Genomic DNA, 21,017 nt, shown 5'->3' with positions numbered 1-21,017 from the left:
AAAGAAAGTATAAAAACGCGGGCGGATCAGGCGCTTTCCAGCGACCAGATGCGATTCAGGTCAACGTTGTGCCACAAGCCGCTGTCCTCAGCGCCGGTGATGGTATCGGTGCAGAAGCTGTCGCCGAGGTCCAGCGCTTCCGGTTTGACCTCGCGCTGCGAATGCAGCGACCAGAACACATGCACTTTGGGCTTCAGCAGCGATTTTTCTCCGGCCTGCACCACCAGCGCCACGCGCCCGGAGGCCAGCCGTACCAGCGAGCCCACCGGATAAATACCGATGGTGCGCACAAACGCGTGCAGCAGCGCACTGTCAAAGTGGCCGCGCCAGCTGAGCATATTGTGCATCGCTTCCGCCGGCGTCCAGCCTTTGCGATACGGGCGATCGGAGGTCACCGCGTCGTAGACGTCACACACCGCCGCCATGCGTGCGTAGAGCGAGATCTCTTCGCCCTGCAGCCGATGCGGATAGCCGCTGCCATCGAATTTTTCATGGTGATGCAGCGCAATATCCAGCAAATCTTCATCCGCATGGGCTTCCATCAGCATTTGCGCACCGACGATCGGATGCTGGCGCATAATCGTAAACTCTTCGTCGGTGAGCTTATCCGGCTTGTTGAGGATGGTCAGCGGCACTGCGGCTTTACCGACGTCATGCAGCAATCCGCCCATGCCCACGCGACGCAGCTGCGGCTCATCCAGCCCCATTTTCTTGCCCAGCGAAATCATCAGACCGCACACCGCCATGGAGTGCAGGTAAGTGTAATCATCATGATTTTTCAGCCGCGCCACGCTGAGCAGCGCGGTTGGCTCGCGGGTAATCGATCCGGCAATTTCATCGACCAGCTCAAGGGTAAAGGCAAGATCGAGGCCCTGCCCCATGCGCGCCTCGTTGAACATCGCCAGCACCTGCGGCTTGCCCTGATTGAAGATGCACTGCGCCTGATCCATCTCGCGGAAAAACGGCGTTTGCGGAATGTCTTTTTTCGGCTGCGGCGTAGCAGGCGCGCGCACCGACCGCTCGGGATCGATCCATACCTGCTGGATCCCCTCGTTACGGATCAGGGCGATCTGACGCTTATCGGTGATCAGCATCTGGTTGCGAATGCGTTTGTCCTTGATCCACCAGACCTCAAGCTTGTGGATAAACATGCCTGGCCGCAGCTCGTCAACGGTAATCAGCTTTATCACGATATCGCTCCTTAATATCAGTGGATGGTAAGAAGTGATATCGGCAGCTGAGCAAAAAATCTTCAGGGCGGCGTAACTGGTCGGGTCAGGCAGGAACGTTTATGCATAGCGCAATAAATTGCGCCGCTACCGCGCGGTGCATTAAGCCACTTTAATGCCAGCCTTTTGCGCCGTTTTCTCTTCGGTTGCAGCGGCAGCGTTGTGCCGATCGCCTACGCGTTCAATCGGGCCCATCACCAGCAGGAAAAGCAGTGCCGCGACGACACAGTGCGCGCCGACGAACACCAGGCCAATGCTGTAGCTGCCGGTCAGGCCAACGATCACGCCAAATAACAGCGGCGTGATAAAACCCGCCATGTTACCGATGCCGTTGAAGATCGCGCCGGCGAGGCCAACCGCCTCTTTGGGTGCCGTATCGCTAACCACGGTCCAGGTGCCTGCGCCCGCCGCCACGCCTTTGCCGAAGAAGGCAAACGACATGATGGCGATAATGCCGGCGTTGGAAGGGATCACCGCCGCCAGAATCAGCGAGGCGGCCATCAGCATGCCAACGATGTACGGCGTTTTGCGCGCCCACGACAGGCTCCAGCCGCGCGCCAGCAGCTTATCTGAGATGTAGCCACCGCTGATGCCGCCCAGAAAGCCAAACAGCGCCGGTGCAATGGTGGCGAAACCGGCATCCAGAATGTTCATGCCGCGCGCCTGCACCAGATAGATCGGGAACCAGGTAATGAAGAAGTAGCTAAGCGCGATGGTGCAATACTGGCCGAGGTAGGCGCACCACAGCATGCGGTTGGTAAGCAATGTTTTGAACATCGCTTTGCTGACCGGTGGCCGTGCGCGCAGCGTTTGCGCAGCGTCGATATCCACCAGCGCGCCGCCCTGTTCAATGTAATGCAACTCGCTGGCGGAAACGTGCGGATGCTGACGCGGGCTGCGCATATAGCCCGCCCAGACAAACACCGCCAGCACGCCGATGCCGCCGAGCACAAAGAATGGCCATTCCCAGCCATAACGCGACACCAGCCAGCCGGAGAGCGGTGAGAATATCGCCACGGCAAAGTATTGTGCCGAGGCAAACAGCGACGATGCGCGTCCGCGCTCTGCGCCCGGGAACCACATAATGACTGCGCGCGCGTTGGCGGGAAAGCTCGGCGCCTCAATCAGGCCCAGCGCGAAGCGCAGCGCAAACATCAGCGTCAGCGCCATGGTCATGCCACTGGAAAACTCACCGACAAACCCCATTAGCAGGGTCGAAACCGACCACAGCGCCAGCGTCACGCCGTAGACCTTTTTGGTGCCGAAGCGATCGAGAATCAATCCGCCGGGGATCTGGCCGATGACATACGCCCAGCTGAAGGCCGAAAGGATCAGGCCGAGCTGGATCGCCGACAGGCCAAACTCCTGTTTGATCGCTGAGCCGGAGATCGACAGGATCGAGCGATCGGCATAAGCGACCACTGACAGGAACAGAATCAGGCAAAGGATCCAGATACGCACATGGCTGTTCTGGCTGCGGTTTTTGCGTTGCAACATAGGCTGAATTCCTTGATGGAGGAGCATCCTGCCCCGAAGCGATGATGTTCAGGAATACCGCGCAGATTTCCCTGTTCAGCAACTATAGGAAGCCAGTGTTGCTCTGGTCATTGTGCGAATGAAGGAATCCGCGCGGCGAAACGGCGCGGGTTTTGGTCGCTGACACAAAGCCGGGTGCGATAGCGCACAAAATCTTTAATCCGTGCTGGCTTTCGCCGCGGAATGTGCGCCAGCGCTGAGAAAAGAGTTTGCGCGATCACTATGAGCAGGCAAAGCATCCATGCGCGTCGGGCAAATTGTGCGCTGCACAGCAAATTACCACGCAGCAGATTGCCAGCTCTGCTGCCGGCTCGTAGGCTGAAAATGATTTCATTGAGCCATTTTCAACACCAATGAAAAATTTATTCTAATAAACAGCTTACTCTGGAGTCTGCGATGAAAACCCTCAAGGCGATACTGTTACTTGGCCTGCTGACCAGTTCTGCTTCCGCGCTGGCGGAGAAGATCGGCGTGTCGATGGCCTATTTTGACCAGAACTTCCTTACCATTATTCGTCATGCCATTGATAAAGAAGCCAAAGCGCGCGGGCTGGATGCCCAGTTTGAAGATGCGCGCGGCGACGTCGGCCGCCAGACCGACCAGGTGCAAAGTTTTATCAGCGCAGGCGTGGATGCCATCATCGTCGATCCGGTGGATTCTGCCAGCACACCACAGCTGACCCGACTGGCGCAGCAGGCGAAAATTCCGCTGGTGTACGTCAACCGCACGCCAGGCGATAAAACCCTGCCGCCCGGCGTGGTGTTTGTTGGTTCGGACGAACGCGAATCCGGCACGCTGCAAATGGAGGCGCTGGCTAAACTGGCGAATTATAAAGGTAACGTGGCGATCATGATCGGCAACCTGACCGATGCCGGCGCGCTGCAGCGCACCAAAGATGTCGAGCAGGTGGTGGCGAAATACCCGGGCATGAAAGTGGTACAGAAGCAGCCAGCAAACTATGCGCGCAACGAAGGCATGGACCTGATGCTCAACTGGATTGGCAACGGTGAAGCGATCGATATCGTCGCGGCCAATAACGATGAGATGGCGATTGGCGCGGCAATGGCGCTGGCAAAGAGCAATAAAAAGATTCTGGTGGGCGGCATCGACGCCACGCCGGACGGCCTGAAGGCTCTGGCGCAGGATAAGATGCAGGTGACAGTGTTTCAGGACGCCATCGGTCAGGGTAAAACCTCGGTAGACGTGGCGCAGAAGCTGATTAAAGGCGAGAAAGTGGCTTCACACGTGTGGATCCCGTTCGAGCTGGTGACCAAAGAAAATATGCAAAAGTATGTCGAGCGCAGCCAGTAGCCGACAGACTCTGCCGGGGCGCGATTGTGGCGAGCTGAGTTGCCTGGTGCGCATGAATGCGCACCCTACAGATATTCTGTGAACACTGTAGGGGCGCCATTTATGGCGACCTGGTTACCGGGCACCCTGGTTCCAGGCCGACGCAACCATCACTCGCGCAGTATCGCCATGACGATAATGTCGTGGTACTCGCCCTCGCGCAGGCAGGCTTTGCGCTTCACGCCTTCCTGCTCAAAGCCCAGGCGCTGATACAGACGCAGCGCGCGCTGGTTGTCGTGAAACACTTCCAGCTCAACGCGTATTACGCCCAGCCAGTTAAAGGCATAGTCGATACCGGTGCGGATCAGCCGCTCACCGATGCCGCGACCGCTAAACGCCGGATCGACGCCAATACCAAAACTAATGCTGTGACGCGTACGCGGCCGCTGTTCGGTAAACAGCGTCAGCTCGCCCACCATCTGCCCGTCGATTTCCGCCACAAAACCGATATAGCCTTCGCTGTCCATACGCTCGAATTTTTTCTGCCAGGTGGCGACGCTGGGAAACGGCAGCTGCGTGGTCCAGCGATACACCTCGGGATGACTGTATAAACGTTGATAGGCGGCGGCATCGCCCGGTTCGCGTCCGCGAATCTGCAAATCCATGTCGATAATCCCTGTTCAGTTGCACTAAGCTGTTAACTCTCACCGATCGGAAAGAGTGGCCTTATGTTGTATCGTCGTTTTGAACGTTTTATCAATATTTTTCAGGATGCCCCCACCGATTCCCCACCCGCCAGAGTGTGGCCGTTTTACCTCTATTATCTGCGTCAGGTGTGGCCAGGTTTTGTCGCGCTGCTGATTGTCGGACTGGCGCAGGCGCTGATCGAAGTGGCGCTGTTCAGCTATCTCAGCCGTATTATCGATCTGGTCAATCACACCACGCCCGCTACGCTGTTCAGCGATAACTGGCCGATTCTGCTGTGGATGGCGGCGGTGGCGCTGATTCTGCGGCCGGTGGTGATCGCGCTGCACGATATGCTGGTGCATCAAAGCATTAACCCCAGCATGACCAGCATGATTCGCTGGCAGCATCACAACTATGTGCTGCGGCAGAGCCTCAATTTCTTCCAGAACGATTTTGCCGGCCGTATCGCCCAGCGCATCATGCAAACCGGTAACTCGCTGCGTGACTCGGCGGTTCAGCTGGTGGATGCCATCTGGCACGTGGTGATTTATGCCGTGACCTCACTGGTGCTGTTCGCGGAAGCCGACTGGCGCCTGATGATTCCGCTGATCGTCTGGATTGTGGCGTACAGTTTGTCGCTGCGCTTCTTTGTGCCGCGCGTCAAGCAGCGCTCGGTGGTGTCATCCGAGGCGCGCTCGAAGCTGATGGGCACCATCGTTGACGGTTATACCAACATCGCTACCCTGAAACTGTTTGCCCATAACGATCTGGAAAAACGCTACGCGCGCGACGCCATTCAGGAACAGACCGACAAAACCCAGCATGCCAGCCGCATGGTGACCAGCATGGATATCACGCTGTCGACGCTCAATGGCCTGCTGATTGTCAGCACCTCCGGCCTCGCGCTGTGGCTGTGGAGCCAGTCGCTGATCAGCGTAGGCGCCATCGCGCTGGCCACCGGGCTGGTGATTCGCCTGGTGAACATGTCCGGCTGGATCATGTGGGTGGTGAACGGCATCTTCGAAAACATCGGCATGGTGCAGGATGGCCTGAACACCATTGCGCAACCGCTCAGCGTGCAGGATGCGCCGCAGGCGAAAAAGATGCAGGTGATGCGTGGCCAGATCCGCTTTGAGGATGTGCGTTTTGACTACGGCGGCGGCCGCCAGGTGATTAACCGCCTGAATCTCAACATCAAGCCTGGCGAGAAAATCGGTCTGATTGGCCCGTCCGGCGCCGGTAAATCGACGCTGGTGAACCTGCTGCTGCGGCTGTATGACATCAACGGCGGGCGCATCCTGATTGACGATCAGGACATCGCGCAGGTCACACAGGCGAGCCTGCGCAGTCAGATTGGCATGATCACCCAGGATACGTCGCTGCTGCACCGCTCGATTCGCGAAAACCTGCTGTACGGTCGTCCGGATGCCAGCGAAGCCGAGCTGCAGGCGGCGATTGTGCGCGCCCGCGCCGACGAGTTTATCCCGCTGCTCTCCGATCCGCAGGGCCGTACCGGGCTGGATGCGCACGTCGGCGAGCGCGGCGTCAAACTCTCTGGCGGCCAGCGCCAGCGTATTGCCATCGCCCGCGTGCTGCTGAAAGATGCGCCGGTTCTGATCATGGATGAAGCCACGTCGGCGCTCGACTCTGAAGTGGAAGCGGCGATTCAGGAGAGCCTGGAGACGCTGATGCAGGGCAAAACGGTGATCGCCATCGCCCATCGCCTGTCGACCATCGCGAAAATGGACCGGCTGGTGGTGCTGGAAAATGGCGGCATTGTTGAGATGGGTAACCATCGCGAACTGCTGGCGCACGGCGGGCTGTACGCGCGCCTGTGGCAGCATCAGACCGGCGGATTTGTCGGCGTCGATTAATCGCCGCGCCGGTAAGGCAGGGCGTCGCGCGCTTCCTGTGCCCAGGCGCGTACTCCTGCCCGCTCCTGCTGCAGAAAATCCCCGACCGCATCACGCAGCCCCGGATGGCACAGATAGTGCCAGGAATGGGTGAGTTGCGGTTCAAAGCCGCGCACCAGCTTGTGCTCGCCCTGCGCACCGGCATCAAAGCGCTGCAGCCCTTCGGCGATGGCGAAATCCATGCCCTGGTAGAAACAGGTCTCGAAGTGCAGCCGGTCAAACTCCGCCAGACAGCCCCAGTAGCGGCCATACAGCGTGTCGTCATCCACCAGACAGAAGGCCATGGCGGCGGGCTGCTGCTGTAGCGTGGCGATCACCACGCGAATCGCCTGCGGCATCCGCTCCGCCAGCAGGCTGAAGAAGGAGCGCGTCAGATAGGGACGCTGGCCGCGCACCGCGTAGGTGTTGGCGTAGCAGGTATACACAAAATCCCACTGAGCTTCACGCAGCTCATCGCCGCGATACCAGTTAAACGCAAAGCCGCTGCTGGCCACCTGTTCGCGCTCTTTGCGTAGCTGCTTGCGTTTGCGCGACATCAGCGTGTCGAGAAAGTCGTGAAAATCGCGGTAGCCGCGATTGTGCCAGTGATACTGCACGCCGAGGCGCGCCAGCCAGTCCGGCTGGGTTGCCAGCAGCGCGTTGGCGTGCGGCGTGGTGAAGTTGATATGCGCCCCGCTTAAGCCGTGCCGCTGCAACGCATCGGGTAGCGCCTCCAGCATCGGGATAATCGCCGTCTCGTCGCCCAGCAGACGCGCACCGGTCACCGGGCTGAACGGAATGGCGCCGAGCCATTTGGGGTAATAGGCGATACCGGCACGCTGGCAGGCATCGGCCCACGCGTGATCGAACACATATTCGCCCCACGAGTTGCGTTTACGGTATCCCGGCAGCGCCGCCCGCAGCCTGCCGTCTTCGCGCCACAGCAGATGATCCGGCTGCCAGCCGTTTTCCGCGCGCACGCTGCCACTCTCTTCCAGCGCGAGCAGGAAGGCGTGACGCAAAAAAGGTTGATTGTCAGGTAACAGCGCATCCCATTCGGCAGCGGTGATCTCCGCCAGCGATGACAGGTGAAGCAAAGGCATTGGTGGCTCCCGGCCAGCTTAAGGCGAATGCCTAGTTCAGCAGGTTTTGCCGCCGTGCGAAAGGTGCGGCGCACTGAATGTAAAGCGGATCGTTGCGCCATGCTGCGTACATTGCTGTCGCGGCCCGTGCCACGATTTTTCACTTCGCCTGTGTATACTCACCCTTTTCCCTTGCAGGAAATGCCATGGATCGTCTTGATTGTGATCGCATGTTTGTCGCCGTACTCGAAGTCGGCAGTTTTGCTGGTGCCGCCGCCCGGCTCGGCACCAGCAGCGGCCAGGCGTCAAAGCTGGTGTCGCGTCTGGAGCAGCAACTTGGCGTGCAGCTGTTCAAGCGCAGCACACGGGCACTGTCGCCCACCGAGATCGGCCGCGCCTATTACGAGCGGGTGAAAACCCTGCTGGAGGCGTTCGACGCGCTGGATGCCACGGTGCAGGAAAATGCCCGCTCGCCCACCGGCCGCCTGAAGATTAGCGCACCCGGCACCTTCGGCACCGCGGTGCTGGCCAGCGTGCTGGTGGCGTTCGCGCGTCACTATCCGCTGATTGAGCTGGACGTCAACTTCTCCGACCGCGCCGTGAATATCGTCGATGAAGGCTTCGATATGGCGATCCGCATCGGCAAGCTGGACGACAGCAGCCTGATTGCGCGCCGTCTGGGCGAGGTGCCAATTCGCCTCGCCGCCGCGCCCGGCTATCTGCTGCAGCACGGCACGCCGCAGCACTGGCGCGATCTGGCGACGCATCAGTGCATCAGCGACACCAACTTTCGCGATCCGTGGCACTGGCCGTTCGTTACGCCGTGCGGCGACAGCGTCAGCATGCCGATTCGCGGCCGCCTGTGCTTCTCCAATACCGAAGCCTGCCTGCAGGCTGCGCTGGCCGGCCTCGGCATTGCACGTCTGCCCGGTTTTATCGCTGCACCGGCGCTGCAGCGGGGCGAAATCGTCACGCTGCTGGAGGACTTTGCGCCGCCAGCCATGGGCCTGTTTGCTCTGTATCCGCCCGCGCGCCACCTGGCGCAGAAAACCCGCCTGCTGATCGACTTTCTGGCCGAGCACTTCCGCCTGCATCCGCCCGGCTGATTCCTTCCATTATGGAAACAATCAAAGCCATTTTGCCCGGATTATCAGCATAACGGCAGCACGGTAAGCTGCTGACATCACTTCAGAGGAGCAGAGCGATGTTGGTAAACGGTAAGTGGAGCGCAGAGTGGCATCCGGTTCAGGCCACCGATAAACAGGGTGGCTTTGTACGCCAGACTTCCAGCTTTCGTCACTGGATTAGCGCCGATGGCAGCAGCGAATTTGCCGCCGAACCGGATCGCTATCATCTGTACGTCGCGCTGATCTGCCCATGGGCCTCGCGCACGCTCATTGCGCGCAGCCTGAAAGGGCTGGAGCAGATTGTCAGCGTGTCGGTGGTTGAGCCGCAGCTTGGCGCGCAGGGCTGGCGCTTCGGCGATTATCCCGGTGCCGATCGCGACCCGCTGAACAACGCTGAGTATCTCCACCAGCTGTATACCCGCGCCGACGCCGACTTTACCGGGCGCGCGACCGTGCCGGTGCTGTGGGATAAAAAAACACAGACCATCGTTAACAATGAGTCGGCGGATATTCTGCGCATGTTCAACAGCGGCTTTGGCGATCTGGCAGACAACCGGCTCGATCTCTACCCTGAGGATCTGCGCCAGGAGATCGACGCACTGAACGCAACGATCTATCCGCGACTTAATAACGGCGTTTATCGCACCGGTTTCGCCACCACCCAGGTGAGCTATCAGCAGGCGTTTAATGAAGTATTTGAGCAGCTGGATGAGCTGGAGCAACGGCTGAAAGATGGCCGCACTTTTCTGCTGGGTGAACGACTGACCGAAGCCGATATCCGCCTGTTCGTGACCCTGATACGCTTTGACGTCGCCTATCACGGCCTGTTCAAATGCAACCTGCGCCGCCTGCGCGATTACCCGCTGCTCGATCGTTATCTGAAGAGTGTGCTGGCGGTCTCCGGCGTGCGGCAAACGGTGAACATCGACCACATCAAACAGGGCTATTATTCGATTAAAGCGCTGAATCCCAACGGCATCGTGCCAGCGGGACCGGATTTGGCGGACTACGGTTTTTAAGGAGCAGGGCAATGGCAAAAGCGTTAGTGGTGTTTTTACATGGCGTCGGCAGTAATGGCGCGGATTTGGCGGTGCTGGGGCAACACTGGTCAGCGCTGCTGCCCGACGTGGCATTTGCCGCGCCCGATGCGCCCTTTCCCTTTGAGCACGCCATGGGCTATCAGTGGTTCAGCCTGACCGGCATCACGCCGGAAAACCGTCCGGCACGCGTACGGGCTGCGCGCGACGCCTTTGACGCCACGCTGCAGCAGCTGATGGCGCAGCACGCGATGGCCGGCGCGTGGCAAAAGGTGATTCTGGTGGGATTCTCGCAGGGCTCGATCATGGCGCTGGATGCGCTGGCCTCCGGACGCTATCCGCTGGCTGGTGTGGTGGCCTTCTCCGGTCGCCTGGCCTTTGACGAGGCGCTCACGCCGCCGCCGCATGCCTCCGCGCTGCTGATTCACGGCAAAGCCGATGAGGTCATCCCGTTCAGCGAAACCGTCTCCGCCGCGCAGCGCCTGCAGAGCGCGGGCGTCGCGGTCACCGCACAGTATGAACCCGCCACCGGTCACACCATTTCCAGCCAAGGCGCGATGCAGGCAGCGGCCTACATCGCCCAGTGCCTGCAGGATTAAGGCCAGTAGCGCTGCAGCGCCTGCCACGCCTGACGCGCGGCCGCTTCCGGCGGCTGTGCTTTGAGGCGATCGTTAAACACTTCGATGCCCACCGGACCGCGATAGCCTGCACTTTTCAGCTTATCGACAAAGCGTTCCACTTCAATGATGCCGTCGCCGGGCAGTAAGCGCTGATGGCGCGCATAGTCGCTCAGCGCCTGCTTTTCCTGCGGCGGCATCTGCGCCATATCGCACAGCTGCACTTCATAAATGCGATCGGCCGGAATGCCGTCGAGCTGAGAGGCATCGCCACCGCGTGCGCAGATGTGGAACAGATCAACCACCAGCCCGATATTGGGCTGATCCAGCCGCTGCAAACGCTGCCACGCCAGCGGCAGCGTATTGTCGACGCTGCACCACGCCATCGGTTCATACATGATGCGCATGTTATAGCGCGCGGCTTCCGAGGCCAGCCAGCGCAGATCCTCATCAATGCGCTCCGCAACGCAGTCTTCGCGCGTGGTCGCCGGCGCCTGAATGGTATCGCAGCCCAGCGATTGCGCGACGCGAATGAAATCACGCAGTTCGGCGCGCTTTTGCAGCCGTTCGCTGTCCGGCGCGCCGGTAAAGTCACGCAGCACCTGCAGATTGGTAAAGCCCAGGTGCAGCTGCGCGGCCAGCGCCGCCGTGTGCTCAGTAACCTCTTCCCGCCACATTTCAACCTGATCGAACCCGGCGGCACGCGCCGCCTGCAGCTTATGCGCCGATTCACCGTTTAACAGCACCAGGTTAAGGAATTTCGGGTTTGCAGACATCAACAGCTCCTTAATCGTCCGGATAAAGCGGTGACAGAGGCTGTGCGCCACCCGCACAGCATCCTGATCAGTATCCCCCTCTTAAGGGTGATTTCAAGCGTGTCGTTTAGCCCAGCAGGTTCACCACGGCGAAACCGGCAAAGGTCATCAGCAATGAACCGATGACATGCACCATCACGCTCGACATTGCCCACAGGTATTTTCCTGATTGTAGCAACACCACGATCTCGGCCGAAAAGGTCGAAAACGTCGTCAGCCCGCCGCACAGGCCGGTGACGATCAGCAGTTTCCATACGGGATCGATGTGCGGATTGCGCACAAACCACGCCATCGCCGCGCCAATAATAAAGCCACCGACCAGATTAACGATCAGCGTACCTGGCGGCAGGTTGGGGAATAACGTATTGAAACGCAAAGAGATAAGCCAGCGCAGCGTGCAACCGATGGCACCACCGATCATGACCGCGAACAGCGACTTCAGCATAGTCTGGAGCTCCTGAATTGAGATACGCGCAGGGCCGCGGCAGGACAGAAACTACACCTGACACACCGCCGTCTCCCGCGCAGGGATAAGCAAGTTGTCAGGCGTCATCAGCCGTCTGTAACCAGAGGGCGGTTGGGTAAGGTGGCACGCCATCACCTTAGAGGCACGATAATACGCTGGCGCGGCGGAGGTGACAATATTCACCTGCCGTCAGCGTATCGTCGGGGACGATTATGTTTTACCGTGGCAGACATCATCAGCAAGGAGATTCCGATGCGTACCCTGATTTTTGATACTGATATCGGCGTGGATGACGCCTTTGCGCTGGCGTATGCGGCGCGCACGCAGCGGCTGCTGGGCATCACCACGGTGTTTGGTAATGTCGCGGTTGGCCAGGCGGTAAAAAATACCCGGCTGTTCTGTGCAAAGATGAACATCAGCGCACCGGTGTATCGTGGCTGTGCGCGTCCGCTGGCGCTGGCCCCTTCCGCACCGGCCACCCTGCACGGCGCAGACGGTCTCGGCGATGCCTTCGATAACCCCTATAGCGATGCCGCCGACAGCGCGGTGCAGTTCATCATCGACAGCGTACGCGCGCAGCCGCACGCGATTACCCTGGTGGCAATCGGGCCGCTGACCAACATCGCCTGTGCCATCAACCAGGCGCCAGACATCATTCCGCTGGTGAAGGAGCTGGTGATCATGGGCGGCGCGTTTGGCACCGACGGCCACGCCGGTAACGTGACGCCGTTCGCCGAGTTCAATATCTGGAAAGATCCGCATGCCGCCGATCAGGTGCTGGCCTCGGCGCTGCCGGTGGTGATGCTGCCGCTGGATGTGACGCACAAGGTGCTGATCAGCGGAGAGGAAGTGCGCCAGCTGAATCAGCCGGTGTTGAGTGCCATCTGCCGGCCTTATCTGGCTTACAGCCTGCAAAAAGAAGGATTTGATGGCATGGCGCTGCACGATACCCTGACGCTGTCATGGCTGGCGCTGCCGCAGGCGTTCAGCGTGACGACAGCGCCGGTGCGCGTGGTGACCGAAGGCATCAGCCGCGGCCAGACGCTGCAGCGCGTGAGTACTCTCGCCTCGCGCGACGATCCGTTCGCCGGCCTGCGCGCCCAGCGGTTGTGTCTGGGCGTCGACGCCGAGGCGGTACGGCAACATTTTTTTGCCACGCTGCGCGCCTGACACGCTCTCTAGCGGGCGAAATGGATGACGCCTTTGATCAGCTCAGGATTGTTGATCACCCCGGGCTCAAAAGTCTCGGCCAGCGTCGAGAAGTCGTAATGGCGGTTGAGCATCATATCGGCCCGCAGCTGACCGCTGGCCATCAGGGCGCGCACCTTGTCGAAGTCTTCCCGCGTGGCGTTGCGGCTGCCCAGCAGCGTGGTCTCCTTTTTGTGAAACTCGGTGTCGGGGATCACCAGATCGCCTTTGTGCAGGCCAACAAACACGATGGTGCCGCCGTGACGAATCAGCTGCACGGCGCTGTTCATCGCCGCCGGACTGCCGGTGGCGTCAATCACTTTCGCGGCCAGCCGCCCGCCAAACTCTGCACGCAGCGCGGCCGTAAAATCCTCCGCCAGCGGATCGATCGTCGCCAGCTGCAACTGCTGCGCAACGTGCGCGCGCCGCTGAGCGCTGGTATCGGCCACCACCACCTTTGCACCGGCTGCGGCGGCAATCGCCGCGACGCCCAGGCCAATCGGTCCGGCTCCGACCACCAGCACCTGCTCATCGGCGACCAGCGCCGCGCGTCGCACCGCATGGGCGCTGATGGCAAAGGGCTCGATCAGTGCCGCTGCTTCGGGCGCCACATCGTCAACCGCCAGCAAATTAGTGTCCGGCACGCTGAGAAACTCGCAAAAACCCCCGTCCTGATGCACGCCAATTACTGAAATCTGTTCACAGCAGTTGGTTTTGCCGCTTAAGCAGGCATCGCAACGCTGACAGGCCACGTAAGGAATCAGCGCCACGCGCTGCCCTGGCTGAAAACCCTGCGCCGCCGCGCCCAGCGCCACCACTTCACCGCACAGCTCATGACCGAGCACGCGCGGATAGGAGAAAAATGGCTGATTGCCGGCCCAGGCGTGTATATCGGTGCCGCAAATGCCGGCGGCAATCGGTTTAATCAGGACTTCGTGCGCGGCAGGCGTCGGTACGCTGCGCTGCTGCCACACCATGCTGCGCGGTTCGGCGACCACCAGCGTTTTCATGTTCGTCATCGTTTCCTCCTGGGCTGTTCACGCAGTTATGGCGAAAATCGACCGCGGCGGGAGGTTGCGCTGTGCGAAGTGTGAGTCAGCGCGATTTTTTTGGGCTTTGTGTGGTTTTTAATGCATAAAAAACCGGAGGGCCGTATGAGCCGAAGCCAGAATCTGCGCCAGAACGTCATCAATCAAATGCTGGAAGCCATTGCCCGCCGCCATGTGCGCTCGCCGTTGCCTCCGCAGGCGGCGCTGGCCGAGATGTTTAATATCAGCCGCACCACGGTGCGCCACACGCTGCAGCATCTGCATCAGCGCGGCGTGCTGGAAAAAGTGGCTGAGACCTACGTGATCGTGCGCGATCCCTGCGAGGAGGATGGGTTTAGCGTACTCAGCCCACCGATCGACCAACAGGCGGTGCAGTTTGAGCAGACGTTTTTTAACCTGATTAACCAGCGCTTGCTGATGCCAGGCGACAGTTTCACCGAGCTGCAGCTGGCGCAGCAGGTGCGGGTCAGCCCGGTGGTGGTGCGCGAGTTCCTGCTGCGCTTTATGCGCTATAACCTGCTGGAACCGGTTAAACGCGGCCACTGGCGAATGAAGAAATTCGATCAGGAGTACGCCGAAAAGCTGTTTGAACTGCGCGAAATGCTGGAGACGCACGCGCTGACCCGCTTTCTTAACCTCGCCGCCGGTGATGAACGCTGGGTGCAGGCGCGCGATCTGCTGGATCGTCATCGCGCGCTGCGCGACACCATCGCCAGCAACTACCGCCAGTTTGCCGCGCTGGATAAAGAGATGCATACGCTGATTCTCTCCGCCGCCAACAACCCGTTTTTCAACCAGTCACTGGAAATTATCTCTGTGATTTTTCACTCGCATTATCAGTGGGATGAAAGCGACCTGAAACAACGCAATATCGTCGCGCTGGAGGAGCATATGGCGATTCTTACCGCGCTCATCAGCCGCCAGGATGTGGACGCGCTGTGCGCGCTGCATGCGCATCTCAGAACCGCCAAACACTCGATGATTCGCTCTATCCGGCAGTACAATTAAAAACCGATTAAAAACCACAAAGCATAAGCGCCCGCACGAATCAGAAACATGTTTGCAACATCTCCCGCGGTTTACTTCTAGTCTCGAAGGCAGCCCCTTAGGGCAGCCCGTTTCGCTGCCGCAGGAACCCCAAGACTGATAACGATAAGTACCCGAACCTGGGAGGTTGCAATGGAAAATACATCAACGCGCGGCGGCACCACCGCGCCAGCACCGGAGCACGCCGGGCAGGATTATGTACCGGCGCGCGCCGATGTGGTGCGCTCTCCGCGCATCCGTAAGATTCAAATCACCGCCATGCTGTTGCTGCTGTTCGCCGCCATCATCAACTACCTTGACCGCAGCTCGCTGTCGGTGGCCAACATGACCATCCGCGAGGAGCTGGGCTTATCGGCCACCGAGATTGGCGTGCTGCTGTCGGCGTTTTCGCTGGCCTACGGTTTAGCCCAGCTGCCGTGCGGCGCGCTGCTCGATCGCAAAGGCCCGCGCATTATGCTGGCCATCGGTATGTTCTTCTGGTCACTGTTCCAGGCGGCGGCCGGGCTGGTGCATAACTTCACGCAATTTGTGCTGGTGCGCATCGGGCTGGGCATTGGCGAAGCGCCGATGAACCCGTGCGGCGTGAAGGTAATCAACGACTGGTTCAACATCAAAGATCGCGGTATGCCGATGGGGATGTTTAACGCGGCGTCGATGATTGGTCTCTCGGTGGCACCGCCGATTCTGGCGGCGATGATGCTGGTGATGGGCTGGCGCGGCATGTTTGTCACCATCGGCGTGCTGGGTATGTTTCTCGCCATTGGCTGGTATCTCACCTATCGCGACCGGGATAACAACAAACTGAGCGGCGAAGAGATTCACTATCTGCAGGCGGGCAGCGTGGCATCACGCAAAGAGCCGCTGAGTTTCGCCGAGTGGCGTGGGCTGTTTAAGCTGCGCACCATGTGGGGCATGATGATTGGCTTCAGCGGCATCAACTATACCGCGTGGCTGTACATCGCCTGGCTGCCGGGCTATCTGCAGTCGACCTATCATCTGGACCTGAAAAGCACCGGCCTGCTGGCCGCCATTCCTTTCCTGTTCGGCGCGGCGGGCATGCTGCTCAACGGTTACGTGGTGGATGCGCTGGTGCGTCGCGGTTTCGACGCGGTGAAAGTACGTAAAGTGTCGATTGTCAGCGGCATGCTGCTCTCTGCGGCCTTTACCACCTTTGTGACGCGCGCCACTGACACCACCAGCGCGGTAACGCTGATTGGTATGGCGCTGTTCTGCATTCACTTTGCCGGTACCTCATGCTGGGGCCTGATCCATGCTAACGTCACGGCGCGCATGACGGCGTCAGTGGGCAGTATCCAGAACTTTGCCAGCTTCGTTTTCGCCTCTTTTGCGCCAGTAATTACCGGCTGGGTGCTGGATACCACCAAATCGTTCAGCCTCGCGCTGATGATATGTGCGGGCGTCACGGTGGTCGGCGCGCTGGCTTACCTGCTGCTGGTCAGAAAACCGATCACCGATGGGGTGTAACACCAGGGTTTCTGCTTAATGCTCTTCTCCGGGTGCGCAGGTTATGCGCACCCTTGCTTCATCCGCCCGCCACACCTATTCCAGCCGCCGCGTTATCGCCTGAGTCCGGGTCTGATCAGATAAATTAAACTGCATGATGGCAATCACTATCCAGCACTATTAAGCCCGAAATAAGGAAAATATACCGCTAAACACGTCGGTAATAGTTATTATTTTAAGACAAAACTCAAAGACGAATATTATGTATCACCATCCTCAGTGCATTATTATCCATTAATGCATTAACGAAGGTGAATTAATTAGCCACAGTAAACTTTTGTGGATTGGATCAAAGTTTGACCGGATAATTTAACTTACCGTTCAGTCACTATTAATGTTCAGGTATGAGCGTGGTGACCAAATGGATTTACAACGCAAGGCCCTTTTTATCTCTTTTGATGCCGTGGCATTATCGGGTATTACAGTAGAAGCCACTAAAATTGCCGTTCGTTTACGCGAGCAGGGAATCACCTCCTTTCTTGATATCGGCTACGACATAAAAATTGATAAGGGAAACTTCGGACGTCCCTATTCCGAAAATGAGATTAATTCGCTGAAGCATCATTTTACATTAGTCCGGCACGATGAAATTCGTCAGGTGGAAGGTTATAACCCGGCCTTTCTGCAATATATTCATGACGTACTGATTAATCATAGCCAGACGCTGGATGCCGCCGCAGAGAAAATCCTGGTGCAGCAGACGGAAAAGATGGCACAGGCGGTGGCAAACGCGCTGTGCGCAAAATGGCAGGCGCTGGATATCAATTATTTAATCATTGAGAACGGGACGCTGCCGGATAATATTATTTTTACCCGCGCGCTCTATCTGGCGATAGCGCAATACGGAGCCGCAAAACAGCTCGGCCGGTTTGTGTTGTGGCGCGACCATGACCTGATGTGGAACAGCGAATCCACTTCATCGCGTTACGGCAGCGCGCCCTGGCCACATGCCGTCAGGCCGCAGCCCTCGCCGCATATTACCTACGTCACGCTGAACCAGGCGCTAGCCTCACAGCTGGCGGCCTGGTGCGAACATCAGGTCGAAATTGAGGTGATGCGTAATACCTATCCTTTTGACCCGAGCCATCCGCGCAAAGATTTACGCCGCCAGTTTGGGTTGCTGGCGCAGGACAAGGTGATTGCCCGCACCACGCGAATTATTCCGGCTAAGCGACTCGATCGGGATATTCACCTGTTGCATGCGCTGAACAGTGAACTTATCGCACAGCATCAGCCACAGCGCGTTTATTTAATGGTCGCCGGCGATCCGCTGGAAGACAGCGTGCATTATCACGCATTAAAGCAATTAATTAGCCGGTTCCAGCTGGAGCGTTACGTCATCTTTTTTGGCGCGTTAAATCACGACTTTATGGAGCGTAATCCACAGGCCACCACCATTCAGGATCTTTATCACGCCTGCGATGTGGTGTCGTTTTTAACCGCATGGGATTACGACAGCTACGGTAATCCGATTGGCGAGGCGATCAGCCATCAGCGCTGTTATATCGCCACCCGCTATGAATATTATCACGAGGTGTATGGCCAGTACGGTTTTGAAGGCGAACTGATGGCGATTTCCGCCAGCCATGATGGCCTGCCGGATGCCGATTTTATTCAGCGCGTCAGTGCTTTATTACGGGATGACGCGCGCCGTGACGCCATCGCCACGCGCAATTATCAGAAAGGAAAATCCCTGCTGTCGGATCACATCTTCCGGCAGATATTTAATGTGTAGTTAAGGAGTGACTATGGATAACCGTTGTTTTATTTCTGTCGTGCTGCCGGTTTATAACGAGGCAGCACGTATTAACGCGGTGCTGGAATCAATATTGCAGCAGCGTTCACCCGGCGGATTGTTTAATTTTGATAATCTGGAAGTGATCATGGTGGATAATAATTCCACAGATAACTCGGTCGCGCTGATTGAAGCCTTTGCCGCGCAGCATCCGCAGCTGACAATTCATCAGCTGCAGGAGACGGTGCAGGGCGTCTCTTCGGCGCGGAAAAAAGGCATGGATTTCGCCTCACAGCGCGCCGGTCTGCGCGACGAGGCCAGCGGCTTTCAGCGCAAGCACTACATCCTTTCGGCCGATGCGGACTGCACCGTTGATGCACTGTGGATCGACGAACTGGTCGGCACCATGATTGCGCAAAACGGCGATCTGGGCACCTGTAACTACTACTACGAAACCGCGGATTTCCACGAGCGCCCGCGGCTGTATGCGGAGATTGATAAAACGCTGCGCTGCCGCCACGCTTCCTTCTCCCTGTTTGGCGGCTTTCCGGACGGCAAAGGCTTTGGCGTCGAAAAGCAGCTGTACGACGAAGTGGGCGGCATCGAGATTTTTTACCAGCTGAAAAACGGTGAGTTTGTTGAACATCTGTCAGACGACTGGGATTTTGGCATCAAGGTGATCGCCGCTGGCGGCAAACCGGTGTATGCGCCCAATTCCCGCGTGCAGATCAACAGCCGCCGGGTGGATAACCTGCTGCACGAAGTGATTGAAGGCGTGGCCTACGGCCATAACGGCACCATCATCATGAAGGATGTGCGACCCACGCTCACCGCGCTGACGCCGTTCACCGATGTCAGCGCAGAGCAGGCGCAGCAGGCGTGGCACTACTCGATTAAAGATTACGTGCCAAAAAATCTGGTGCTGCCGGTGTTGCTGAATCCGTCGCTGCTGCGCGACGATGCCGCGGTGATTGATTTCTTCACGCCAGAGGTGGCTGAACGCCTGTTCGCCCGCATTCACAGCATGATGCAGGAGATGAGCGTGACCGATTTCCTGCCGATTCACAGCTACAAAACCCCGGCGTTTCGCCTCTATTTTGAATTCCGCCATGAGCTGTTTGCCGCGCTGCGTCGTGCCGTCGGCGCAGAGATTGGCGAGCCACCGCCGCTGCCGGCCTGCTTTGCCCGGGTGACGGAAAATGATTTCGCCCGCTTTGTCTGGTATTACTGCGAAGATCGCGAATCCGGTGAGGCGCATAACTACTTTGCAAACGGCGGGGTGTTCTGATGCGTGCTGCCTGGCTGCAATCCCTGCAGGATATCGATCGTCACTATCCTCGCCCGGCCATATGCGAGGTGCTTAGCCGGCCGGAAAACGCCGATTTGCTGGAATACGTTGTGCATGATCCTTTTGGTTGCCATGTATTTCCCGGTGATATCGACGATTTCCCGCTGCCGAATTTTTTCCGCGCCATGCAGCACAGCCTGAGCCATGCGCCGCAAATTCATCTGTGGGCGTATATCCCTACCTGCCGCTACAAGTGCCACTTTTGCCAGTTTCCTACGGTGATTGTAAATCCGCAGTCGCCGCGCGCGCCTGAGCTGTTCCGCGATATCGTCGATCGCAATATTCAGGAGGCGAAACTGTGGCTGGCGCAGTTGCCGACACTGGGTGAAGTGCCGGTGGGTGAGTTCAACCTGTTCGGCGGCACGCCCTCGCTGCTGCCACCGGATGAGCTGCGGCGCTTAATGGATTTTTACCGCAACCATTTCAACTTCCGCGAAGCCACGCTGCGCTTCGAAGGCGAGCCCGGCACGCTGACGCGCGAATTCCTCGCGCAGCTGCGCGAACTGGGCTTCAGCAAACTGTCGTTTGGCGCGCAGTCATTCTCAGACCGCCTGATCAAAGGCTGTGGTCGCCTGCACAGCGCGGATGCCTGCTACAAGGTGATTCGTGATGCGCGCGAGCTGGGCTTCGCCCTGGTCAGCGTCGACCTGATGTATGGCCTGCTGGGACAAACGGTGGACGACGTGCGTGACGATCTGCAGCAGGCGCGCGCGCTTGACCTGTCGCATCTGGTGTTCACCAAGCTGCACATGAAGCCGTTCGCCGAGAGCCGCACCGGCGTATCGGCGGAGGGAGAAAATGCCTGGCAGCGTAAGAATGCGGCGATGCCCAGCCTGGGTCAGCAGTATCAGATGCGCGCGCTGGCCGAGCAGTGGCTGGATGGCGATTACCTTGAACATCCCACCATGTATTTCCACCATCGCAGCGCACCGCCGGAGAAGTGGAAAGCGATCATTACCGATCTCGACCAGCAGGCACCGGAAGTGGCGATTGGCCTTGGCGGCAGCTCCAAATGTGCCGGCGCGGAGCTGATTAACCTGACCGACTACGCCGATTATCAGCGCGCACTGGATAACGGTGAGCTGCCGATCGCCTCGGTGCGCGGTATGTCGCCGGATCAGCAGGCCATCAACGGCTGCAAGATGGCGCTGTCAACGCTGATTCCGCTCGACGATGTGCTGTTTCAGCAGAAGTTTGGCGTCAGCCTGTTTGCCCAGCCGACCATCGCCCGTGCGCTGCGTGAGTTGCAGCAGCGCGAGTTAGTGCACAGCAATGGCCGCTACGTCACGCTCACCCCCGCCGGCCGCGTGCTGGTAGAAGCCATCATCAATACCCAGTTCGACTAAAC

The 21,017-nt window shown here is 58.7% G+C and carries 18 protein-coding genes and 1 riboswitch; of the genes, 11 read left to right on the top strand and 7 right to left on the bottom strand.

From position 1 onward, the window contains the following. Positions 1-26 precede the first annotated feature (26 nt). Both K7H94_RS00800 and K7H94_RS00795 read right to left on the bottom strand, forming a co-directional pair. Entirely contained in the window at positions 27-1,190 is a 1,164-nt protein-coding gene (locus K7H94_RS00800) for an HD-GYP domain-containing protein (RefSeq protein WP_222951508.1), read from the bottom strand. A 141-nt stretch (positions 1,191-1,331) separates the two neighbouring features. After that, the gene (locus tag K7H94_RS00795) at positions 1,332-2,726 is read right to left on the bottom strand and encodes an MFS transporter (RefSeq protein ID WP_021507881.1); all 1,395 of its coding nucleotides are present in this window, start codon (positions 2,724-2,726) and stop codon (positions 1,332-1,334) included. A gap of 435 nt (positions 2,727-3,161) precedes the next feature. Here K7H94_RS00795 and K7H94_RS00790 point away from each other — a divergent pair, with 435 nt between their 5' ends. Continuing rightward, a complete protein-coding gene (locus K7H94_RS00790) occupies positions 3,162-4,076 on the top strand; it encodes a sugar ABC transporter substrate-binding protein (RefSeq protein WP_021507882.1) in 915 nt (304 codons plus the stop codon). A 149-nt stretch (positions 4,077-4,225) separates the two neighbouring features. Here the strand turns inward: K7H94_RS00790 and K7H94_RS00785 are convergent, their stop codons facing one another. Then, positions 4,226-4,720, bottom strand: a complete 495-nt coding sequence (locus K7H94_RS00785) for a GNAT family N-acetyltransferase (RefSeq protein WP_021507883.1) — start codon at positions 4,718-4,720, stop codon at positions 4,226-4,228. A gap of 63 nt (positions 4,721-4,783) precedes the next feature. Between K7H94_RS00785 and K7H94_RS00780 the strand changes: the two genes are divergently transcribed. Beyond that, positions 4,784-6,616: an ABC transporter ATP-binding protein gene (locus tag K7H94_RS00780; protein ID WP_222951507.1), complete on the top strand. Its 1,833-nt coding sequence runs from the start codon at positions 4,784-4,786 to the stop codon at positions 6,614-6,616. Here the strand turns inward: K7H94_RS00780 and K7H94_RS00775 are convergent. Next, complete coding sequence (locus tag K7H94_RS00775) at positions 6,613-7,737, bottom strand: GNAT family N-acetyltransferase (protein ID WP_222951506.1); 1,125 nt, start codon at positions 7,735-7,737, stop codon at positions 6,613-6,615. The two genes, K7H94_RS00780 and K7H94_RS00775, sit on opposite strands and share 4 nt — an antisense overlap. Positions 7,738-7,922: 185 nt before the next feature. Between K7H94_RS00775 and K7H94_RS00770 the strand changes: the two genes are divergently transcribed. The 3 genes from K7H94_RS00770 to K7H94_RS00760 all read left to right on the top strand — a co-directional run bounded on the left by K7H94_RS00770 (position 7,923) and on the right by K7H94_RS00760 (position 10,479). Continuing rightward, positions 7,923-8,822 (top strand): LysR family transcriptional regulator, encoded by a 900-nt coding sequence (locus K7H94_RS00770; RefSeq protein ID WP_058759361.1) that lies wholly within the window; start codon positions 7,923-7,925, stop codon positions 8,820-8,822. A 98-nt stretch (positions 8,823-8,920) separates the two neighbouring features. Continuing rightward, positions 8,921-9,862, top strand: coding sequence for a glutathione S-transferase family protein (locus K7H94_RS00765; protein WP_222951505.1), 942 nt, complete (start codon positions 8,921-8,923; stop codon positions 9,860-9,862). 11 nt (positions 9,863-9,873) lie between these two features. Then, complete coding sequence (locus tag K7H94_RS00760) at positions 9,874-10,479, top strand: alpha/beta hydrolase (RefSeq protein WP_222951504.1); 606 nt, start codon at positions 9,874-9,876, stop codon at positions 10,477-10,479. Here the strand turns inward: K7H94_RS00760 and K7H94_RS00755 are convergent. Next, the gene (locus tag K7H94_RS00755; protein WP_132466538.1) at positions 10,476-11,273 is read right to left on the bottom strand and encodes a sugar phosphate isomerase/epimerase family protein; all 798 of its coding nucleotides are present in this window, start codon (positions 11,271-11,273) and stop codon (positions 10,476-10,478) included. The genes K7H94_RS00760 and K7H94_RS00755 overlap by 4 nt on opposite strands. Before the next feature lie 106 nt (positions 11,274-11,379). Then, positions 11,380-11,757, bottom strand: a complete 378-nt coding sequence (gene crcB / locus K7H94_RS00750) for a fluoride efflux transporter CrcB (RefSeq protein WP_021507890.1) — start codon at positions 11,755-11,757, stop codon at positions 11,380-11,382. A 91-nt stretch (positions 11,758-11,848) separates the two neighbouring features. Beyond that, positions 11,849-11,923, bottom strand: a riboswitch (Fluoride riboswitch). A 107-nt stretch (positions 11,924-12,030) separates the two neighbouring features. Between crcB and K7H94_RS00745 the strand changes: the two genes are divergently transcribed. Continuing rightward, positions 12,031-12,948, top strand: a complete 918-nt coding sequence (locus tag K7H94_RS00745; RefSeq protein WP_222951503.1) for a nucleoside hydrolase — start codon at positions 12,031-12,033, stop codon at positions 12,946-12,948. An 8-nt stretch (positions 12,949-12,956) separates the two neighbouring features. On the opposite strand, the gene K7H94_RS00740 is transcribed toward K7H94_RS00745, so the two are convergent. Next, a complete protein-coding gene (locus K7H94_RS00740; RefSeq protein ID WP_222951502.1) occupies positions 12,957-13,985 on the bottom strand; it encodes a zinc-binding alcohol dehydrogenase family protein in 1,029 nt (342 codons plus the stop codon). Positions 13,986-14,120: 135 nt separating this feature from the next. Between K7H94_RS00740 and K7H94_RS00735 the strand changes: the two genes are divergently transcribed. From K7H94_RS00735 to K7H94_RS00715, 5 genes are all read left to right on the top strand, one after another. After that, a complete protein-coding gene (locus tag K7H94_RS00735) occupies positions 14,121-15,023 on the top strand; it encodes a GntR family transcriptional regulator (protein ID WP_141496779.1) in 903 nt (300 codons plus the stop codon). A 171-nt stretch (positions 15,024-15,194) separates the two neighbouring features. After that, a complete protein-coding gene (locus K7H94_RS00730) occupies positions 15,195-16,547 on the top strand; it encodes an MFS transporter (protein WP_222951501.1) in 1,353 nt (450 codons plus the stop codon). Between the two features lie 400 nt (positions 16,548-16,947). Then, on the top strand, positions 16,948-18,321 hold the full coding sequence (locus K7H94_RS00725; protein ID WP_222951500.1) for a glycosyltransferase family protein: 1,374 nt from the start codon (positions 16,948-16,950) through the stop codon (positions 18,319-18,321). Positions 18,322-18,334: 13 nt separating this feature from the next. Further along, entirely contained in the window at positions 18,335-19,609 is a 1,275-nt protein-coding gene (locus tag K7H94_RS00720; RefSeq protein WP_150361664.1) for a glycosyltransferase family 2 protein, read from the top strand. Then, entirely contained in the window at positions 19,609-21,015 is a 1,407-nt protein-coding gene (locus K7H94_RS00715) for a radical SAM protein (protein WP_222951499.1), read from the top strand. Before K7H94_RS00720 ends, K7H94_RS00715 begins: the two co-directional genes overlap by 1 nt. Positions 21,016-21,017: the final 2 nt, after the last annotated feature.

Source organism: Pantoea dispersa, from assembly GCF_019890955.1.
In the GTDB taxonomy this organism is placed as follows: Bacteria; Pseudomonadota; Gammaproteobacteria; order Enterobacterales; family Enterobacteriaceae; genus Pantoea; species Pantoea dispersa.
Note: the sequence above shows the minus strand (reverse complement) of the source record. Positions and strands in the feature narration are given on the sequence as shown.

What these genes read in the sequence shown, in the direction of transcription:
- K7H94_RS00795 (WP_021507881.1), bottom strand. Translation starts at nt 2,726, where the DNA reads ATGTTGCAACGCAAAAACCGCAGCCAGAACAGCCATGTGCGTATCTGG.
- K7H94_RS00790 (WP_021507882.1), top strand. Translation starts at nt 3,162, where the DNA reads ATGAAAACCCTCAAGGCGATACTGTTACTTGGCCTGCTGACCAGTTCT.
- K7H94_RS00785 (WP_021507883.1), bottom strand. Translation starts at nt 4,720, where the DNA reads ATGGATTTGCAGATTCGCGGACGCGAACCGGGCGATGCCGCCGCCTAT.
- K7H94_RS00780 (WP_222951507.1), top strand. Translation starts at nt 4,784, where the DNA reads ATGTTGTATCGTCGTTTTGAACGTTTTATCAATATTTTTCAGGATGCC.
- K7H94_RS00775 (WP_222951506.1), bottom strand. Translation starts at nt 7,737, where the DNA reads ATGCCTTTGCTTCACCTGTCATCGCTGGCGGAGATCACCGCTGCCGAA.
- K7H94_RS00770 (WP_058759361.1), top strand. Translation starts at nt 7,923, where the DNA reads ATGGATCGTCTTGATTGTGATCGCATGTTTGTCGCCGTACTCGAAGTC.
- K7H94_RS00765 (WP_222951505.1), top strand. Translation starts at nt 8,921, where the DNA reads ATGTTGGTAAACGGTAAGTGGAGCGCAGAGTGGCATCCGGTTCAGGCC.
- K7H94_RS00760 (WP_222951504.1), top strand. Translation starts at nt 9,874, where the DNA reads ATGGCAAAAGCGTTAGTGGTGTTTTTACATGGCGTCGGCAGTAATGGC.
- K7H94_RS00755 (WP_132466538.1), bottom strand. Translation starts at nt 11,273, where the DNA reads ATGTCTGCAAACCCGAAATTCCTTAACCTGGTGCTGTTAAACGGTGAA.
- crcB (WP_021507890.1), bottom strand. Translation starts at nt 11,757, where the DNA reads ATGCTGAAGTCGCTGTTCGCGGTCATGATCGGTGGTGCCATCGGTTGC.
- K7H94_RS00745 (WP_222951503.1), top strand. Translation starts at nt 12,031, where the DNA reads ATGCGTACCCTGATTTTTGATACTGATATCGGCGTGGATGACGCCTTT.
- K7H94_RS00740 (WP_222951502.1), bottom strand. Translation starts at nt 13,985, where the DNA reads ATGACGAACATGAAAACGCTGGTGGTCGCCGAACCGCGCAGCATGGTG.
- K7H94_RS00735 (WP_141496779.1), top strand. Translation starts at nt 14,121, where the DNA reads ATGAGCCGAAGCCAGAATCTGCGCCAGAACGTCATCAATCAAATGCTG.
- K7H94_RS00730 (WP_222951501.1), top strand. Translation starts at nt 15,195, where the DNA reads ATGGAAAATACATCAACGCGCGGCGGCACCACCGCGCCAGCACCGGAG.
- K7H94_RS00725 (WP_222951500.1), top strand. Translation starts at nt 16,948, where the DNA reads ATGGATTTACAACGCAAGGCCCTTTTTATCTCTTTTGATGCCGTGGCA.
- K7H94_RS00720 (WP_150361664.1), top strand. Translation starts at nt 18,335, where the DNA reads ATGGATAACCGTTGTTTTATTTCTGTCGTGCTGCCGGTTTATAACGAG.
- K7H94_RS00715 (WP_222951499.1), top strand. Translation starts at nt 19,609, where the DNA reads ATGCGTGCTGCCTGGCTGCAATCCCTGCAGGATATCGATCGTCACTAT.